At 62.7% G+C, this 16372-nt stretch carries 15 protein-coding genes; 13 read left to right on the forward strand and 2 right to left on the reverse strand.

All coding sequences use genetic code 11. The features are described from left to right. Positions 1-12 precede the first annotated feature (12 nt). Positions 13-1620: an alkaline phosphatase gene (locus JAO85_RS16685; protein WP_202788567.1), complete on the reverse strand. Its 1608-nt coding sequence runs from the start codon at positions 1618-1620 to the stop codon at positions 13-15. Between the two features lie 86 nt (positions 1621-1706). Then, complete coding sequence (locus tag JAO85_RS16690; RefSeq protein ID WP_202788568.1) at positions 1707-2684, reverse strand: NADPH:quinone oxidoreductase family protein; 978 nt, start codon at positions 2682-2684, stop codon at positions 1707-1709. Between the two features lie 122 nt (positions 2685-2806). Here JAO85_RS16690 and surE point away from each other — a divergent pair, with 122 nt between their 5' ends. The 13 genes from surE to JAO85_RS16755 all read left to right on the forward strand — a co-directional run bounded on the left by surE (position 2807) and on the right by JAO85_RS16755 (position 16371). Next, complete coding sequence (surE, locus tag JAO85_RS16695) at positions 2807-3592, forward strand: 5'/3'-nucleotidase SurE (RefSeq protein WP_003063843.1); 786 nt, start codon at positions 2807-2809, stop codon at positions 3590-3592. Then, entirely contained in the window at positions 3589-4374 is a 786-nt protein-coding gene (locus JAO85_RS16700; RefSeq protein WP_034361763.1) for a protein-L-isoaspartate(D-aspartate) O-methyltransferase, read from the forward strand. The genes surE and JAO85_RS16700 overlap by 4 nt, the downstream gene beginning before the upstream one ends. Positions 4375-4387: 13 nt before the next feature. Continuing rightward, on the forward strand, positions 4388-5248 hold the full coding sequence (locus JAO85_RS16705) for a peptidoglycan DD-metalloendopeptidase family protein (RefSeq protein ID WP_003063839.1): 861 nt from the start codon (positions 4388-4390) through the stop codon (positions 5246-5248). Between the two features lie 2 nt (positions 5249-5250). After that, positions 5251-6309: an RluA family pseudouridine synthase gene (locus JAO85_RS16710; RefSeq protein WP_039048788.1), complete on the forward strand. Its 1059-nt coding sequence runs from the start codon at positions 5251-5253 to the stop codon at positions 6307-6309. 99 nt (positions 6310-6408) lie between these two features. Further along, the gene (gene scpB, locus JAO85_RS16715; RefSeq protein WP_202788570.1) at positions 6409-7581 is read left to right on the forward strand and encodes an SMC-Scp complex subunit ScpB; all 1173 of its coding nucleotides are present in this window, start codon (positions 6409-6411) and stop codon (positions 7579-7581) included. Beyond that, positions 7578-9167 carry a pseudouridine synthase gene (locus tag JAO85_RS16720; protein ID WP_054074694.1) on the forward strand — a complete coding sequence of 530 codons (1590 nt, stop codon included), beginning with the start codon at positions 7578-7580 and terminating at the stop codon, positions 9165-9167. Before scpB ends, JAO85_RS16720 begins: the two co-directional genes overlap by 4 nt. 122 nt (positions 9168-9289) lie before the next feature. Continuing rightward, positions 9290-9715: a nucleoside-diphosphate kinase gene (gene ndk, locus JAO85_RS16725; protein WP_003053316.1), complete on the forward strand. Its 426-nt coding sequence runs from the start codon at positions 9290-9292 to the stop codon at positions 9713-9715. Positions 9716-9847: 132 nt separating this feature from the next. Further along, the gene (rlmN, locus tag JAO85_RS16730) at positions 9848-10969 is read left to right on the forward strand and encodes a 23S rRNA (adenine(2503)-C(2))-methyltransferase RlmN (RefSeq protein ID WP_034376389.1); all 1122 of its coding nucleotides are present in this window, start codon (positions 9848-9850) and stop codon (positions 10967-10969) included. 25 nt (positions 10970-10994) lie between these two features. Beyond that, entirely contained in the window at positions 10995-11846 is an 852-nt protein-coding gene (gene pilW, locus JAO85_RS16735) for a type IV pilus biogenesis/stability protein PilW (RefSeq protein ID WP_223305607.1), read from the forward strand. Then, on the forward strand, positions 11839-12828 hold the full coding sequence (locus tag JAO85_RS16740; protein WP_202788571.1) for a helix-turn-helix domain-containing protein: 990 nt from the start codon (positions 11839-11841) through the stop codon (positions 12826-12828). The genes pilW and JAO85_RS16740 overlap by 8 nt, the downstream gene beginning before the upstream one ends. Before the next feature lie 19 nt (positions 12829-12847). After that, the gene (gene ispG, locus JAO85_RS16745; RefSeq protein WP_054074696.1) at positions 12848-14128 is read left to right on the forward strand and encodes a flavodoxin-dependent (E)-4-hydroxy-3-methylbut-2-enyl-diphosphate synthase; all 1281 of its coding nucleotides are present in this window, start codon (positions 12848-12850) and stop codon (positions 14126-14128) included. Between the two features lie 199 nt (positions 14129-14327). Continuing rightward, on the forward strand, positions 14328-15644 hold the full coding sequence (gene hisS, locus JAO85_RS16750) for a histidine--tRNA ligase (protein ID WP_012839174.1): 1317 nt from the start codon (positions 14328-14330) through the stop codon (positions 15642-15644). A 49-nt stretch (positions 15645-15693) separates the two neighbouring features. After that, entirely contained in the window at positions 15694-16371 is a 678-nt protein-coding gene (locus JAO85_RS16755; RefSeq protein WP_034359353.1) for a tetratricopeptide repeat protein, read from the forward strand. Position 16372: the final 1 nt, after the last annotated feature.

Raw genomic sequence — 16372 nt, forward strand, 5'->3', positions numbered from 1 at the left:
TGCCGCAGCGCATCAGGCGATCTTCACAGGACCGGGGCGGCGGTCCTCGACCACAAAGCGTGCCAGCGTATAGAGGCTGCTGTCGGCGTGGAGCGGGTTGCTCACGGCGCGCAGCTCCGTGGTCATGGACTGCGGCGTGATATCCACGAGGCTGTAGCCGCGCTCCTCGCAGCGCGCGAAAAGCACCTGAGGGTTGTGGGCCACGATGGCATCGACCCTGGCTTGTGTGGTGCCGCTGTGCGAGCTGATGGAGGTGCCGCAGAACTCGCTGGCAATTACCGGATTGACCCTGTCCGGGGCCTGATCGGCCTGGGCCGCAATGGCGCAGACATAGTTCTGGTGAATGTCCCCGCCGAGCAGCACGCTGTTGCGCGGCTGGCTTTCTGAAATCTGGCGCACCAGGCGCTGGCGGGCCTGAGGGTAGCCGTCCCAGCTGTCGGTCGACTGCCTGCCATTGGGATGCTTGCGGGCCGAGAACAAGGTGGTCTGCACCACGGTGCTCCAGCGGGTGGCGTCGACCCTTTCGCGTGCATCGTCCTGCAACTGCCGGGCCAGCCAGTGCTCCTGATCCCAGCCCAGAAAGCTGCGCGCCGGATCTTGCAGGGCGGGGCATTCGGCCGGGTCCACGGTGCCGGTGCTGGCCTTGCCCTCGGGGCGGCAGGCCTGCAGATCGCGGTACTGGCGGCCGTCCAGCAGATGCAGTCTGGCGAGCTTGCCCCACTGCAGGCTGCGGTACAGCGCCAGGCCTTGAAAGTTGCGCTGCAATGCGCTGTCACGCAGCGGCATGTTTTCGTAGAAAGCCTGCCAGGCCGCCATGCGTCTTGCCAGAAAGTGAGCACTGTCCCCTCGCCCGTATTGGGCTACATAGTCGTTTTCAACCTCGTGATCGTCCCAGATGACGGACCAGTTGCACGCGGCATGGGCGGCCTGCAGATGAGCATCGCTTTTGTGCAGCGCATAGCGGTCGCGGTAGTCCTGCAAGGTCTGGGCGGTACGCAGCGGTTGCGCACGCGCCAGTCCATCGGGCTTGGCCGGCTGCGCATATTCATAGATGTAGTCACCGAGAAACAGCACCAGATCGGGCGAGGCCTGCGCGGCGTCGGCCCAGGCACTGTAGAAGCCGTGTTCCCAGCGCTGGCAGGAGGCTACGGCCAGGCGCAGCTTGCGCACATCTGCTCCGGGCGCCGGGGCGGTACGGCAGCGTGCGGTGGTGCTGAAGGCGTCGCCACAGCGGAAGCGGTAGAAATACCAGCGGTCCGGACTCAGGCCGTTGACCTGCACATGGACGGCATGGCCCCATTCGGCACTGGCCTGAGTCTGCCCATGGGCCACGGCCTGGCGGAACTGGGCATCGTGTGCCACTTCCCAATGCACGGTCTGTGCTGCCAGGTCTGGCGCGACCGCTGTGCCCAGATAGGCCAGAGGCGCTGTCAGCCGCGTCCAGATCAGGATGTTGTCGGGCTCCGGGTCGCCGCTGGCCACTCCCAGGGTGAACGGGTTGTGGGCCAGTGATTCCGTGGCACGGACCCAGGCGGGCAGGGCGCCCACGGCCGTGGCAAGGCTGGAGGCAATCAGAAAGCGCCGGCGATCCGGCGCAGGCGCGTGAAGAGGAGAAAACATGGCGATGCTGCGGTGTTGGGGTTTTGTAGCCAGTGGCAGGAAGTATCTCCCCGACCCCACAGGCATCGCCGCGGTTTACCGCAGCTTTACGCGTTGACCAGCACCAGCTTGCCCTGTACCTGGCGCGAGCCCATGCGCTCATAGGCCGCGAACAGCTCGCTCATGGGCATGGTGCGGTCGATTACGGGCTTGATCCTGCCTTGGGCCCACCATTGAGACAGCTCCTGCATCATGGCGGCATTGTTTTGAGGCTCGCGCTTGGCGAAATCGCCCCAGAACACGCCGACCAGGGAAGCGCCCTTGAGCAGAGGCAGGTTCAGCGGCAGCGAGGGGATGGGTCCGGAGGCAAATCCGATGATCAGATAGCGGCCGCGCCAGGCAATGGAGCGGAAGGCAGGTTCGGCAAAATCGCCGCCTACGGGATCGTAGATCACGTCGGGTCCCTTGCCGTCTGTCGCTGCCTTGATGGCTTCACGCAGATCGCCCTGGCTGTAGTTGATGGTGAGGTCTGCGCCCTGGGCCTTGCACAGCGCACATTTCTCGTCGGTGGAGGCAGCGGCAATCACCCGGGCGCCGGCCGCCTTGGCAATCTGTATGGCTGCCGTGCCCACGCCGCCCGCCGCGCCCAGCACGAGTACGGTCTCGCCGGCCTTGAGCTGACCTCGGTCCATGAGCGCATGGTGGGAGGTGGCATAGGTCATGATGAAGGCGGCTGCATCCACAAAGGGGAAGTCGGCCGGCAGCGGCATGCACATGGCAGCGGGTGCCAGCGTATGCGTGGCGAACCCGCCCGTGCCCGAAAGACAGGCCACATGCTGGCCTGGCTTGAGATGTTTGACCCCTTCGCCCACGGCCTGCACCACGCCGGCATATTCCGAGCCCGGCACAAAGGGCAGGGGCGGCTTGATCTGGTATTTGTTCTGCACGATCAGCAGATCGGGAAAGTTCAGGCTGGCGGCCTTGACTTCCAGCAGCACCTGGCCGGGGCCGGGCTGTGGCGTGGGCTGCTCGGTCCACTTCAGGGTCTCGACGCCGGTGGGTGTGGTGCAAAGCCATGCGTGCATATCTTGTCTCCTGATCTTCTTGAGGTGAGATTGGGGGAATCGGCTCGCAGATGATAGAAGTGTGGTGCGAATGCCGCGTGTCTCTGTCGTGACCTTGGAGCCGCCTACAATCCGCCTCATCCATGAAGATTCTTATTTGCAATGACGATGGCTTCCAGGCCCCAGGCATCGTGGCCCTGCACGATGCGCTGCGCACCGTGGCAGACGTCGAAGTGGTGGCGCCCGAGCACAACAACAGCGCCAAGTCCAATGCCTTGACGCTGAATGCACCGCTGTATGTGCACCAGGCCTATAACGGCTTTCGCTATGTGAACGGTACGCCTGCAGACTGCGTGCATATCGCGTTGACCGGCCTGCTTGGCTACCGGCCCGATCTGGTGGTCTCGGGCATCAACAACGGCGCCAACATGGGCGACGACACGATTTATTCGGGCACCGTGGGCGCGGCCATGGAAGGCTATCTGTTCGGCATTCCCTCGATTGCCTTCTCGCAGGTGGACAAGGGCTGGGCCGAGCTGGAAGCGGCGGCTGCCACAGCCCGTCAGATGGTTCAGGAGATGCAGGCCCAGCAGCTGATCGGTACAGCTCCCTGGCTGCTGAACGTGAATATTCCCAATATGCCGCTGCATGCTCTCAAAAGCGTCAAGCTGTGTCGCCTGGGGCGCCGTCATGCGGCCGAACAGGCCATTCAGCAGCAGAGTCCGCGTGGCGAGACCATGTACTGGATCGGCAGTGCCGGCGCAGCAAAGGACGATTCCGAAGGCACGGACTTCCATGCCACGGCCCACGGCCATGTCTCCATGACGCCGCTCAAGGTGGATCTGACCGATCATGAAAACCTCGGCTATTGGGCGCAGACGGCCAGCAAGCTGGCGGGTCCATCCAACACATCGGCGGCGGCATCGTGAGCGAGCGTCGTCCGCCTCAGGTCCCGGGCTGGATTGCACGCTCGGTGCAGACGGGCACCGGCGCGGCACGGCCGCCCGTTGCTCCCAAGCCCATCAATCCCTTGCGTGTGGCCGCCTCGCCGGTGGGCGTGGGGCTGGACTCATCCACGGTGCGTGCCCGCATGGCCCAGCGCATCGGTGCGGCCGGCGTCAGCAACCCTGCCGTGCTGCAGGCCATGGCCACGGTGGAGCGTCACCGCTTTGTCGACAGTGCTCTGGTCAATCAGGCCTATGAAGACACCAGTCTGCCTATCGGCCTGGGCCAGACCATCTCCAAGCCCAGCATCGTGGCCCGCATGATCGAGCTGCTGCTCGACTCCGATGCGGCCCGCAACGGGCAAGGGCGCGTGCTGGAGATCGGCACCGGTTGCGGCTACCAGGCGGCCGTGCTGTCCATGCTTACCAAAGAGGTTTATTCGATAGAGCGGCTGCGTGGCCTGCACGAGAAGGCGCGCGGTCATCTGCGCCCCATGCGCCTGTCCAATGTGCATCTGATCCTCGGTGACGGCATGGTGGGTTTTGCCAGTGGCGCGCCCTATGCGGGCATCATCTCCGCTGCCGGAGGTGATGTGGTGCCGCAAGAGTGGTGTGATCAACTGGCGGTGGGCGGGCGACTGGTGGCTCCGGTCGTGGTGGGTGCGGGTAAGCAGGCACTGCTGGTGATTGACAAGAGTTCACACGGTTTTACGCAGACAGTTTTGGAAGCAGTCAACTTTGTCCCTCTAAAATCGGGGATCGCCTAGAAGGGAATAGCTTATGTTGGTATCGCGAAGTCTTGGTGCATGGGGAACGGCCGTGCTGGCAGGTGTCATCCTGGCCGGTTGTGCTGCCCAGGCAAACAGGGCTCCTGTGGAGGATCGCGGACAGTCGGCCTCCTCGTCTTCAACTGTGGACGTCAAGTCGCTGCCCGGCGCTGAAAATGCCGGCAAGCCGGGTTACTACACCATCAAGCCTGGCGACACTCTGATCAGGATTGGTCTGGAGCACGGCCAGAGCTGGAAGGACATTGCTCGCTGGAGCAATCTGGACAATCCCAACGTGATTGAAGTCGGTCAGGTGGTGCGTGTGGTGCCGCCCGGACGCGAGGCGCCTGTCGCCTCGTCCGGTTCGGGTCGCGGTGTCGCGCCCGTGGTTGTGGGCGGTGGCAGCGCCGCAACGACGACCACACCCGTGACTCCCCCGGCTGCAAGCGCAACGCCAGTGCCATCCACGCCTGCAACAAGCCCGGCGCCTGCTGCCAAGGGCGCCGATGATGTGAACTTCATCTGGCCTGCCAGCGGCTCGTTGATTGCCGGCTTCGACGAGCAGCGCAACAAGGGCTACGACATCAGCGGCAAGGCCGGCGATCCCGTGCTGGCTGCGGCCGATGGCCGTGTGGTGTATGCCGGTGCCGGCCTGCGTGGCTACGGCAATCTCATCATCCTCAAGCACAACAACACCTATCTGACCGCCTACGCCCACAACCAGTCTCTGCTGGTCAAGGAAGATCAGGCCGTGAAGAAGGGGCAGAAGATTGCCGAGATGGGCAGCACCGATGCCGATCGCGTCAAGCTGCACTTCGAGGTGCGTCGCCAGGGCAAGCCTGTCGATCCTTCGCGTTATCTGCCTTCGCGTTGAGCATGGCCTCGCAACGCAAGCAAGCCGCACAAGCCCCTGCCCCGCAGGGGCTTGTGCCTTCTGACGCGGTCGAGCAGAGCTGGGACGAAGCAGCCGAAGACGCCATTGCCTCGGCCGAGGTCGAGAACCGCGAACTCATGGTCGGCACCGAGCATCATGGTCAGCGTGTGGACAAGGTGCTGGCGCTGGGGGTGTCCGAGTTCTCGCGCAGCTATCTGCAGCAGTTGCTGGCCGACGGTGCAGTCACGCTCAACGGTAAGGTTCTGCTCAAGCCTTCGGTCAAGGTGGCCGTGGGCGACCGCCTGCGCGTGGAAATGCGCCCCACCCAGCAAAGCATGGCTTTCCAGCCCGAGACCATGGATTTGCAGGTGGTCTATGAGGACGAGGATCTGCTGGTCATCAACAAGCCTGCGGGTCTGGTGGTGCATCCGGCGCCCGGCAACTGGACGGGCACGCTGCTCAACGGCCTGCTGGCGCGTGACGAAAAAGCGCGCCAGGTGCCGCGCGCCGGCATTGTTCACCGGCTGGACAAGGACACCAGCGGTTTGATGGTGGTGGCGCGCAATCGAAGCACCATGGATGCGCTCATCAAGATGATCGCTGCACGTGAGGTGAGTCGCCAGTATCTGGCACTTGCCCACAAGCAATGGGGCAGCCGCAAGCGCCGCGAAGTCGATGCGCCGATCGGCCGTGACCCGCGCAATCGCCTGCGCATGGCGGTGGTGGATCTGAATCTGCACCCCGGCAAGCAGGCGCGTACCGACTTCGATCTGCTCGATGGCGATGCAGCGCATAGCCTGGTGCGCTGCACGCTGCACACCGGCCGCACGCACCAGATCCGGGTGCACATGGCGTCGCTCGGTCATCCGCTGATAGCCGATACGCTGTATGGCGGCCAGCCCGAGGGCGGACTGGAGCGCCAGGCACTGCATGCCTTCAGGCTGGCCTTTGAGCACCCTGTGACGAAAAAGCCGCTGGTCCACTATGCGCCGCTGCCACAAGACATGGCCGGTGCACTGGATTTATGGGGTCTGCGTTACAATCTGCCGGAAAGCCTCTGACCATCACTCGCATGGCATATTTGGGGCGCTTCCCTCTCTTCTTAGAATCAGGCGTCCCACCGCAGTCGGTGCGACAGCCGCTCCCGAAACGCTGCGCCCATGAATACGGTAGATGCCAAGCGGGTTCTTGAAACAGCATTGATTTGTGCCCCGCAGCCTGTAACGCTGCGGGAATTGCGCTCACTTTTTGATGATGTGCTGGGCTCGGACACGGTTAAGGATTTGCTGCTGGACCTGCAAAAGGACTGGGCCCTCAAGGGCGTGGAACTGGTGCAGGTGGCTTCTGGCTGGCGTTTCCAGAGCCGGCCCGAGATGCGCGTCTACCTGGACAAGCTTCACCCCGAGAAGCCGCCCAAGTACACGCGGGCGACGCTGGAGACGCTGGCCATCATCGCCTACCGTCAGCCGGTCACGCGGGGTGATATCGAGGATATTCGCGGCGTGACCGTGAACAGCCTGATCATCAAGCAGCTGGAAGACCGAGGCTGGATCGAGGTCATCGGCCATCGTGAAACCGTGGGGCGGCCCGCGCTGTTTGCCACCACGCGCCAGTTTTTCGATGATCTGGGTCTGCAGTCGCTGGATCAACTGCCCATGCTGGAGGAAACCCAGGCTCAGCAAAGTCTGTTCAAGGCGCTGGATGGGGAGGAGGGCGACCAGACTGCCGTGCCGCAGGCCGATGCGGAGGATGCCCAGCCCCAGGAGGGTGTGGAAGCCTCAGAGCCGGTCGAGGTCGCAGAGGGTGCGGATGTCGCTACAGAGTCCGATGCTGCTGAGAGTGAAATCCTGGGTGCCCCGGACGAGGAAGATGGCGCCGAGGTGCTGCCGGATACCGATGCTGACCCAGTAGCGCAAAAGCCTGCAGAGCTTGTGTCGGAGCTTCAGCCCGAGGTGGATGCGCCAGAGTTGGAGTCATATCCGGATCAGGCGCAGAGTGATATTGAGCAAGATGCTACTGAAGAGATAGTGATTGAGCTACCGGATTCGGAGCCAGGGCCGACCGAGGAGCCGCCGTCCGTGAGCAAGCACAAGGCGGCCAGGCCCGCCAGGACTGCTATGGCGGCAGAGCCGGAGCCCAAACCGGCGGCCAAGAAAGCCGGACGTACCGAGTGGGTGGGCCTGAAAGCGTTTCTCGAGGATGACTACGGCAGCGACGACGACGAGGCCGAGGACACAAAGGCGAAAGCGCGGGCCGACGATGCCGTCGGGTCAGCAGAACAAGGAATTGTGGAGGGTGACGATGGCGTCATCCCCGAAGGAAAACTGGAATGAACAACGAGACATCGAACCCGATGCCCGAGTCCGCAGCCGCTTCGCCCGAAGCCGAACCGGTCAAGAAGACTCGCAAGCCCCGCGCAGCCAAGGCCGATGGGGCCAAGGATGCCGCCGAGGCCAAGAAGCCTGCCGCACCGCGCAAGCGCGCCGGCGTCAAGAAGGACGCTGCTGGCGAGGCCAAGCCTGCGCGCAAGCGCGTGACCAAGCCGCGTACCGAAGAAGCCGTGGCCGTCGAGGAGCCGGTTCAGCCCGTGGCCGAGCAGGAGCTGCAGTCCCAGGACCAAGACCAGGGTCATGATGCAGTGGATGCCGTCGTTGCCGAAGTGCCTGTGCAGAGCGTTGCCGCTCCTCATGGGCCCAAGGGACGCAAGGGTCAGAACATCGACTTTGCCGATGTGATCTCGGGCGACTTCGACGACGAGGAAGAGAACGGCAGCGCCATGCCCGCCAAGCGCGTGCTTGCGCCCCAGGTCGATTCTCCCAAGCTGCACAAGGTGCTGGCCCAGGCCGGCATGGGCTCGCGCCTGGAGATGGAGCAGCTGATACTGGAAGGGCGCATCTCGGTCAACAACGAGCCTGCCCACGTCGGCCAGCGCATTCAGTTCGGCGATATCGTCAAGGTCAACGGCCAGCCCATCCGCTTCCGTATCGACCCCCCTCCTGCACGCGTGATTGCCTATCACAAGCCTGTGGGCGAAGTGGTGACGCATGACGATCCGCAAAACCGCCCCACGGTGTTCCGCAAGCTGCCCAAGCTGCAGCATGGCAAGTGGCAGTCGGTGGGTCGTCTGGACTTGAATACCGAAGGTCTGCTGCTGTTCACCAGTTCGGGCGAGCTGGCGAACTCGCTGATGCACCCCCGCTTCGGCCTGGAGCGTGAATACGCGGCCCGCGTGCTGGGCGCGCTGAGCAAGGAAGAAAAGCAGCGCCTGCTGGACGGCGTGCAGCTCGAAGACGGCGAAGCCAGCTTCGGTGCCGTGGAAGATGGCGGTGGCGAAGGTGCCAACTGCTGGTACCGCGTGACTATCTCCGAAGGCCGCAACCGTGAAGTGCGTCGCATGTTCGAGGCCGTGGGCCATGCCGTCAGCCGTCTGATCCGTATCCGCTACGGCGCCATGATGCTGCCGCGTGGCCTCAAGCGCGGCGCCTGGGTGGAGCTTGATCAGGCCGATATCCAGGCGCTGATGTCGGCAGCGGGTGTCAAGGAGCGCGCTCCCGTCGAGCGCAACAACGGCGGCGCCCGTGGCGCCAACAACCGTGGCGGCCGCAACAGCCGCAGCGGCGGTCGCGGCAATGGCATGAATGCCGATCGCGCGCCTCAGGGGCGACGCGAGGGCGGCGGCCAGCGCCGTGGCGAGTGGGACGGCAATCGTCCGGCACCCAGCGGCATGCTGGGCGACAACCCGCGCAACAAGTCTGGTGGTCGCTCCGGTGGCTCGGGGCGCTCGCAGGGAGGCGGTCAGCCCGATCCCATGCGCACCTCGGTGGGCTATATCGGCGGCGACAGCCTCTCGCGTGCCCGTCAGAACGCCAAGCGTCGCCCTGGTGGCGGCGGTGGTGGTGGCCGCCGCGGCGGCCGCTAAAAAGGCGTCCGTAAGGATTTGAGTGCTGCCCGGACTTCAAGGTCTATGGCGGCACCGCTAAAATCAACTGTTTTGCTTTTTCGGCAAAAACCCATAGTAACCCTGATTAGGAAATAATCATCATGGCTATCGAACGTACCCTCTCCATCATCAAGCCCGACGCAGTTGCCAAGAACGTGATCGGCCAAATCTACGCCCGCTTCGAAGCTGCTGGCCTGAAGATCGTGGCTGCCAAGCTGGTGCACCTGTCGCGCGGCGAAGCCGAGCAGTTCTACGCTGTGCACGCTGCCCGTCCTTTCTTCAAGGATCTGGTGGACTTCATGGTCTCCGGCCCCGTGATGATTCAAGCTCTGGAAGGCGAGAACGCCATCCTGAAGAACCGTGAACTGATGGGCGCCACCGACCCCAAGAAGGCCGAAAAGGGCACCATCCGCGCCGACTTCGCCGACAGCATCGATGCCAACGCCGTGCACGGCTCCGACGCTGCTGAAACTGCTGCTGTGGAAGTTGCCTTCTTCTTCCCCGGCATGAACGTGTACTCGCGTTAATCCACGCTAGCTTTACAGCATGCTCTCGCTGACGCCAGCGCTTTGCATTCGTGCAAGGCGGGTGTCAGCACTTGAAGATGCTGGCCACGGCGTGGCAAACACCGTTCGCAAGACGCCTCGCCACATGCCGATATGACTACTAATTTGCTTGATTTTGACCTCGAAGGACTGACCGCTTATTGCGAGCAGCTCGGGGAGAAGCGTTTCCGTGCGACGCAGCTGTTCCGCTGGATTCACCAGCGTGGCGCATCCGATTTCGACCAGATGACAGATCTGGCCAAGTCTTTGCGCGAAAAGCTCAAAAGCCGGGCCCACATTACCGCTTTGCCTGTGGTGACGGAGCATGTCTCTGCCGATGGCACCGTGAAGTGGCTGTTCGATGTGGGTGACGGCAATGCCGTTGAATCCGTTTTCATTCCTGAGGACGACCGCGGCACGCTGTGTGTATCGTCCCAGGCAGGTTGCGCCGTGGGCTGCCGCTTTTGCTCGACGGGGCATCAGGGCTTCAGCCGCAACCTCAATACCGGCGAAATCCTTGCCCAGCTCTGGTATGCCGAGCATTCGCTGCGCAAGCGCTTCGGCACCGAAGATCGCATCATCTCCAACGTGGTGATGATGGGCATGGGCGAGCCTTTGCAGAACTACAGTGCGCTGGTGCCTGCCTTGCGCGTGATGCTGGACGACCATGGCTATGGCCTGTCGCGTCGTCGCGTGACGGTGTCCACCTCGGGCGTGGTGCCCATGATGGATCGACTGTCGCAGGACTGCGCCGTGGCGCTTGCGGTGTCGCTGCACGCGCCCAATGATCCGCTGCGTGACAACCTGGTGCCGCTGAACAAGAAGTACCCGATTGCCGAGCTGCTGGACGCCTGCGAGCGCTATCTGGAGTTCGCGCCGCGTGACTTCATCACCTTTGAATATTGCATGCTCGACGGCGTTAACGATCAGCCTGAGCATGCGCGCCAGCTGATAGAGTTGGTGCGCGCGCGTGGCGATGGCAAGAGCTGGTGCAAGTTCAATCTGATCCCGTTCAATCCCTTCCCCGCTTCGGGTCTGCTGCGCTCGCCTTCGGCCCGTGTGACCGAGTTCGCTACGTTGCTGAGCAATGCCGGCATCGTGACCACGGTGCGCAAGACCCGCGGTGACGATATCGATGCGGCCTGTGGTCAGCTCGCGGGCGATGTGAAGGACAGAACTCGCGCTGCCGAGCGTATGGCCAAGCAGCGTACTATCCCGCTCAAGCAGGTGTCTTGACGGAGTTTTGAATAAAGGACAATCAATGAGGGCAGTGGTACAGCGACCGGTTTGGCAACATTGGGGCTTGTTGGCCCGGTGGGGGGTACCGGTTGCGGTCGCGGCACTTGTGGGTTGTACTTCGACAACGACCACCACCACTTCCTCTACGTCCGTACCCCAGGCTTCCGTGGTTGGCACGGGCGGGGCCCAGATCGCCGATGCCAATCGCCGTGCCCAGATTCGCCTGGAGTTGGCTGCCAATTACTTTCAGGCCGGGCGCCTGGATGTGGCCATGGATGAGGTGGGGCAGGCCTTGGCTGCCAAGCCCGATTACGCCGATGCATACGGTCTGCTGGGCCTGATCCTCATGCAGAACCAGGACTGGACGCAGGCCGAGATTGCCATGCGCAAGGCCGTGGATCTCAATCCGCGCGACGGCAACCAGATTCACAATTACGGCTGGATGCAATGTCAGCAAAAGCATTTCGACGTAGCCCAGCAGTGGTTTGATAGAGCCTTGCAGGCTCCGGGCTACCGTGAACAGCCCAGGACTCTGCTGGCCAAGGGCATGTGCTACCAGCAGGCAGGACAGTTGGAGCAGGCCTACCAGAACATGTTTCGTGCCTACGAGATGGATGTGGGCAATCCCGCTGCAGGCTACAACCTGGCAAATGTTCTTTGGCTCAAAGGTGATCTGAAGAAGGCGCAGTTCTACATCCGGCGCTTGAATAACAATAGCAATCAGGCCAGTGCGGAAAGCCTCTGGCTGGGGATCAAAATAGACAGGGCACTGCACGACGACATTGGAGTGCGTCAACAGGCCGATCAACTGCGCGAGCGTTTTCCTCAATCGCGTCAGTGGCTGGCCTATGAACGTGGAGCTTTCAATGAATGAGGCTGCGGTGGAAGAGGAAACTATGCAAAGCGAAGAGCAGGTGCCAACTCAGGGGCAGGTCACGGCCGGGGTCTTGTTGCGTCAGGCGCGGGAAGCAGCCAGGATGCAGTTGCCCGTGATGGCTGCGACATTGAAGGTGCCGCAGCACAAGCTGGAAGCGCTGGAGGCCGATGACTATGCGGCCTTTCCCGATCATGTGTTCATGCGTGCTCTGGCCATGGGAATGTGCCGGACCTTGCATATCGATGCCGAATCGGTGCTGGCCAAGCTGCCACGTACCGAGATCAAAAGCCTTGCCAAAACAGGTCCTGGCATCAACGAGACCGTCAAGGTGCGCAGCAGCTTCAAGGTCACGGGTACACCGCTGGACTCCGGCAACAGCAGCTCTCGCAAGATTGCGGCAGGCGTGCTGATTCTGCTGGCAGCTGCCGCTGCCGTGTACTTTGTGCCATTCCATCAGATGGTTGACGGCGCCGATGGGGCAGGCGCGCCAGCGCCGGCTCAGGCCCAGTCTGACCAGACGGCTGCGGTCAGCGCGCAGGCTGCAGAACCGCTTGCCCAGGCCGAGAGCGGTGCACAGGGCAGTTCTGCCGCATCCGCGGCGCCGGTGACAGAGTCTGTGTCGGTTGCTGCTGCGGCCGGCATGCCTGGCGATGGTGCTGCAGCAAGCGCTCCCGCCGCATCTGTGGCAACTGCCCAAACCGCAGCCCCGGCAACCGAGGCGGCTGTGCCTGTGACCGGCGCTGCCGGCCTGCTGGTGCTGAAGGTGAATACCGGCCAGTCCTGGGTCAAGGTCAAGGACGGAGCCGGCAAGGTGGTGCTGGAAAAGACCCTGTCCAAGGATGAATCTGCGACGGCCGAAGGCCAGTTGCCCCTGTCGGTGATTGTGGGCAATGCCAAGGGCACGCAGGTGACGGTACGTGGCGAACCCTTCGATATCTCGAGCACACGCGACAATGTGGCTCGCTTCGAGGTGAAGTAACCGTTCGAGGTAAACAAGAGTGCAAGATTCTCAAAGCTCGCAGCAGCTCAGCCAGGCGATAGCCATCGCCAGCCCGCTGCCGCGCAAATCGCGCCAGGCCCGTGTGGTGTGGCGCAACAACGTGGTCACCGTCGGGGGCGATGCGCCCGTGCGCGTGCAGTCCATGACCAATACCGACACCGTGGATGCGGTTGAAACCGCCATTCAGGTGCGCCAGCTGGCCCAGGCCGGCTCGGAGATGGTGCGCATCACGGTGAACACGCCCGAGGCGGCGGCGGCCGTGCCCTATATCCGTGAGCAGCTCGATCGCATGGGCGAGTATGTGCCGCTGGTGGGGGACTTTCACTACAACGGCCACCGTCTGTTGACCGACTACCCCGACTGTGCCCAGGCGTTGTCCAAGTACCGTATCAACCCCGGCAACGTGGGCAAGGGCGACAAGAAGGACAAGCAGTTCGGTCAGATGATCGAGATCGCTGCAAAGTACGACAAGGCCGTGCGCATCGGCGTGAACTGGGGCTCGCTGGACCAGGAAATCATGGCCGATCTGATGGATCAGAACAGCCGTCGCGAGAGGCCCTGGGAGACACGCCAGGTCATGTACGAGGCGCTGATCACCTCGGCCATCAGCTCGGCCGAGCTGGCCAGGAATATCGGCTTGAACCCCGACAACATCATCCTGTCCTGCAAGGTCAGCGGTGTGCAGGATCTGATCTCGGTCTATCGCGAGCTGGCGCGCCGCTGCGACTATGCGCTGCATCTGGGTCTGACCGAGGCCGGCATGGGCACCAAGGGCACGGTGGCATCCGCTGCTGCGCTGTCGGTGCTGCTGCAGGAGGGCATTGGCGACACGATTCGCGTCTCGCTCACTCCCCAGCCCGGTGAAGCACGCACGCAGGAAGTCGTGGTGGCCTCCGAAATTCTGCAGGCCCTGGGTCTGCGCGTGTTTGTGCCCAGCGTCACCGCCTGCCCGGGCTGCGGCCGCACCACCAGCACCACCTTCCAGGAACTGGCCAAGAAGATTGACGATTTCCTGCGTGGTGAAATGCCGGTCTGGCGTACCCAGTTCCCCGGCGTGGAAGCCATGAAGGTGGCCGTGATGGGTTGCATCGTCAACGGCCCCGGCGAGAGCAAGCATGCCGATATCGGCATCAGCCTGCCCGGCAATGGCGAAGCGCCTGCGGCGCCGGTGTTCATCGACGGCGAGAAAGCCTTGACGCTGCGTGGCGAACATATCGCCGAGGAGTTCCAGACCCTGGTGCTGGAATATGTGCAGCGCCGCTACGGCCAGAAGGCCTGAGCGACTCGAGCGCTTGCAGCGGCCCGGCATGCGGGTGGTGATTGCGCTTGCTGGCACAATGCCAGCGAGCCAAGACTTTGGAATTGATAGCTGCTTGCGCGCTATCTGTATGGATTTGAATTAGGTTTCTAGTTGAAGGGCATGATTGCCGTGTGCAATATGCTCTTGTTTTGCTAGTAGCCCAAGTGTGAGACTTCACGTGGCCAAGAACGAAAAACTGACCGCCGTCAAAGGCATGAACGACATTCTCCCACCCGATTCGGCGCGTTGGGAGTGGTTTGAAGCCAAGGTGCGCGATCTGATGGGCCGCTTTGCCTATCGCAATATGCGCACCCCCATCGTCGAGCCCACGGCCCTGTTCGTGCGCGGCCTGGGCGAGGTGACCGATATCGTCGAAAAGGAGATGTACTCCTTTGAGGACCGGGCGGATAAGCATGGCCAGGCCGAGCATCTGACCCTGCGTCCTGAAGGTACGGCCGGCGTGGTGCGTTCGGTGGTGGAAAACAATCTGCTGTATGAAGGCGGCAAGCGTCTGTTCTACATCGGTCAGATGTTTCGGCGCGAAAAACCCCAGCGCGGTCGCTATCGCCAGTTCCACCAGGTCGGTGTGGAAGCCCTGGGTTTTGCCGGTCCAGAGCTGGATGCCGAAGTGATTCTGCTGGCCGCTCAACTTTGGAAAGAGCTGGGCATTGAAGGCGTGCGCCTGGAACTCAACAGCCTGGGTCAGCCCGAGGAGCGCAAGACCCACCGCGAGGCGTTGATTGCCTACTTCGAGCAGCACACCGAGGTGATGGACGAGGAAGCCAAGCGCCGCATGTACAGCAATCCGCTGCGCGTGCTGGACACCAAGAATCCTGCCATGCAGGAAATGGTCAACGCAGCTCCCAGGCTGATGGACTATCTGGGCGATGCATCCAAGGCGCATCTGAAGGCTGTGCAGGACATTCTGGATGCCAACGATGTGGCCTGGAGCCTGAACCCGCGTCTGGTGCGTGGCATGGACTACTACAACCTCACGGTGTTCGAGTTCATTACCGACAAGCTGGGTTCGCAGAGCACGATCTGCGGCGGCGGTCGTTACGACTATCTGATCGAGGAAATCGGCGGCAAACCCGCTCCGGCCGTGGGCTGGGGCATGGGTGTGGAGCGCGTGCTCGAAGTGCTCAAGGAGGTGGGGGTAGAGATTCCCCAGCCCGCAGCCGATGTCTACGCCATCATTCCCGACGCCTCGGTGCTGCCTCAGGTCTTCAAGACCGTGCAGCAGCTGCGTGCAGCCGGTGTGGCGGTTCAGATGCATGCAGCGGCCGGCGGCTCGGCCGAGGGCATGGGCTCGATGAAGTCCCAGTTCAAGAAGGCCGATGGCTCGGGTGCACGCTTTGCCCTGATCTTCGGCTCCGACGAACTGGCCCAGGGCAAGGTGACTGTGAAGTCGCTGCGCGACGGCGAGGGCCAGCAGGTGCAGCAAGCTCTGGCGGACGTGGCCCTGTGGGCCGGCAGCCTAAAATCGGCGGTTTGATTTTCCGCACCTCGTTTTCCGACCAGCGTTCCACTCAATCTAAGTAGCCATGGCAAACCATCTCGATCTTGAAGAACAAGAGCAAATTGAGCAGCTCAAGCATTTCTGGAATTCCTGGGGAACTCTGATCACCAGCGTGCTGGTCGTGGTCTTTCTCGGACTGGCCGGCTGGAACGGCTGGCAGTACTGGCAAAAGCGTCAGGCTACCCAGGCCTCGGCCCTGGAGTTCGCCGTGGACGAAGCGCTGACGGCCAAGGATGCGGCGCGAGCCGACCAGGCTTTCAGCGAGTTGCGGGACAAGTACGCGGGCACGGCACAGGCCGCTCAGACGGCTTTGCTGATGGCCAAGGCCTCGGTGGATGCCGGCAAGCTCGATGACGCCAAGGCTCAGCTGAGCTGGGTGGCCGACAAGGGCGATGAAAGCTTCAAGGCCCTCGCTCGCATTCGTCTGTCTTCCGTGCTGGAGCAGCAAAAAAGCTATGACGAAGGCCTGAAGGTGCTTGAGGCGGCCATGCCCGAGTCCTATGCCGGTCTGCAGGCTGATCGCCGTGGCGATCTGTATGTGGCGCTGGGCAAGCAGGCTGAGGCGGTTGCCCAGTACCAGGCTGCCTACAAGGCGCTGGACAAGGATCTGGACTACCGCCATCTGGTGGAATTCAAGCTGAATGCGCTGGGCGTGGCTCCTGAAGCCGCGACCCTGGTCAAGACAACGCCGTCGGAGAAATAAT

The organism is Comamonas sp. NyZ500, assembly GCF_016772095.1.
GTDB lineage: Bacteria > Pseudomonadota > Gammaproteobacteria > Burkholderiales > Burkholderiaceae_C > Comamonas > Comamonas thiooxydans.

What these genes read in the sequence shown, in the direction of transcription:
- JAO85_RS16685 (WP_202788567.1), bottom strand. Translation starts at nt 1,620, where the DNA reads ATGTTTTCTCCTCTTCACGCGCCTGCGCCGGATCGCCGGCGCTTTCTG.
- JAO85_RS16690 (WP_202788568.1), bottom strand. Translation starts at nt 2,684, where the DNA reads ATGCACGCATGGCTTTGCACCACACCCACCGGCGTCGAGACCCTGAAG.
- surE (WP_003063843.1), top strand. Translation starts at nt 2,807, where the DNA reads ATGAAGATTCTTATTTGCAATGACGATGGCTTCCAGGCCCCAGGCATC.
- JAO85_RS16705 (WP_003063839.1), top strand. Translation starts at nt 4,388, where the DNA reads ATGTTGGTATCGCGAAGTCTTGGTGCATGGGGAACGGCCGTGCTGGCA.
- JAO85_RS16710 (WP_039048788.1), top strand. Translation starts at nt 5,251, where the DNA reads ATGGCCTCGCAACGCAAGCAAGCCGCACAAGCCCCTGCCCCGCAGGGG.
- scpB (WP_202788570.1), top strand. Translation starts at nt 6,409, where the DNA reads ATGAATACGGTAGATGCCAAGCGGGTTCTTGAAACAGCATTGATTTGT.
- JAO85_RS16720 (WP_054074694.1), top strand. Translation starts at nt 7,578, where the DNA reads ATGAACAACGAGACATCGAACCCGATGCCCGAGTCCGCAGCCGCTTCG.
- ndk (WP_003053316.1), top strand. Translation starts at nt 9,290, where the DNA reads ATGGCTATCGAACGTACCCTCTCCATCATCAAGCCCGACGCAGTTGCC.
- rlmN (WP_034376389.1), top strand. Translation starts at nt 9,848, where the DNA reads ATGACTACTAATTTGCTTGATTTTGACCTCGAAGGACTGACCGCTTAT.
- pilW (WP_223305607.1), top strand. Translation starts at nt 10,995, where the DNA reads ATGAGGGCAGTGGTACAGCGACCGGTTTGGCAACATTGGGGCTTGTTG.
- JAO85_RS16740 (WP_202788571.1), top strand. Translation starts at nt 11,839, where the DNA reads ATGAATGAGGCTGCGGTGGAAGAGGAAACTATGCAAAGCGAAGAGCAG.
- JAO85_RS16755 (WP_034359353.1), top strand. Translation starts at nt 15,694, where the DNA reads ATGGCAAACCATCTCGATCTTGAAGAACAAGAGCAAATTGAGCAGCTC.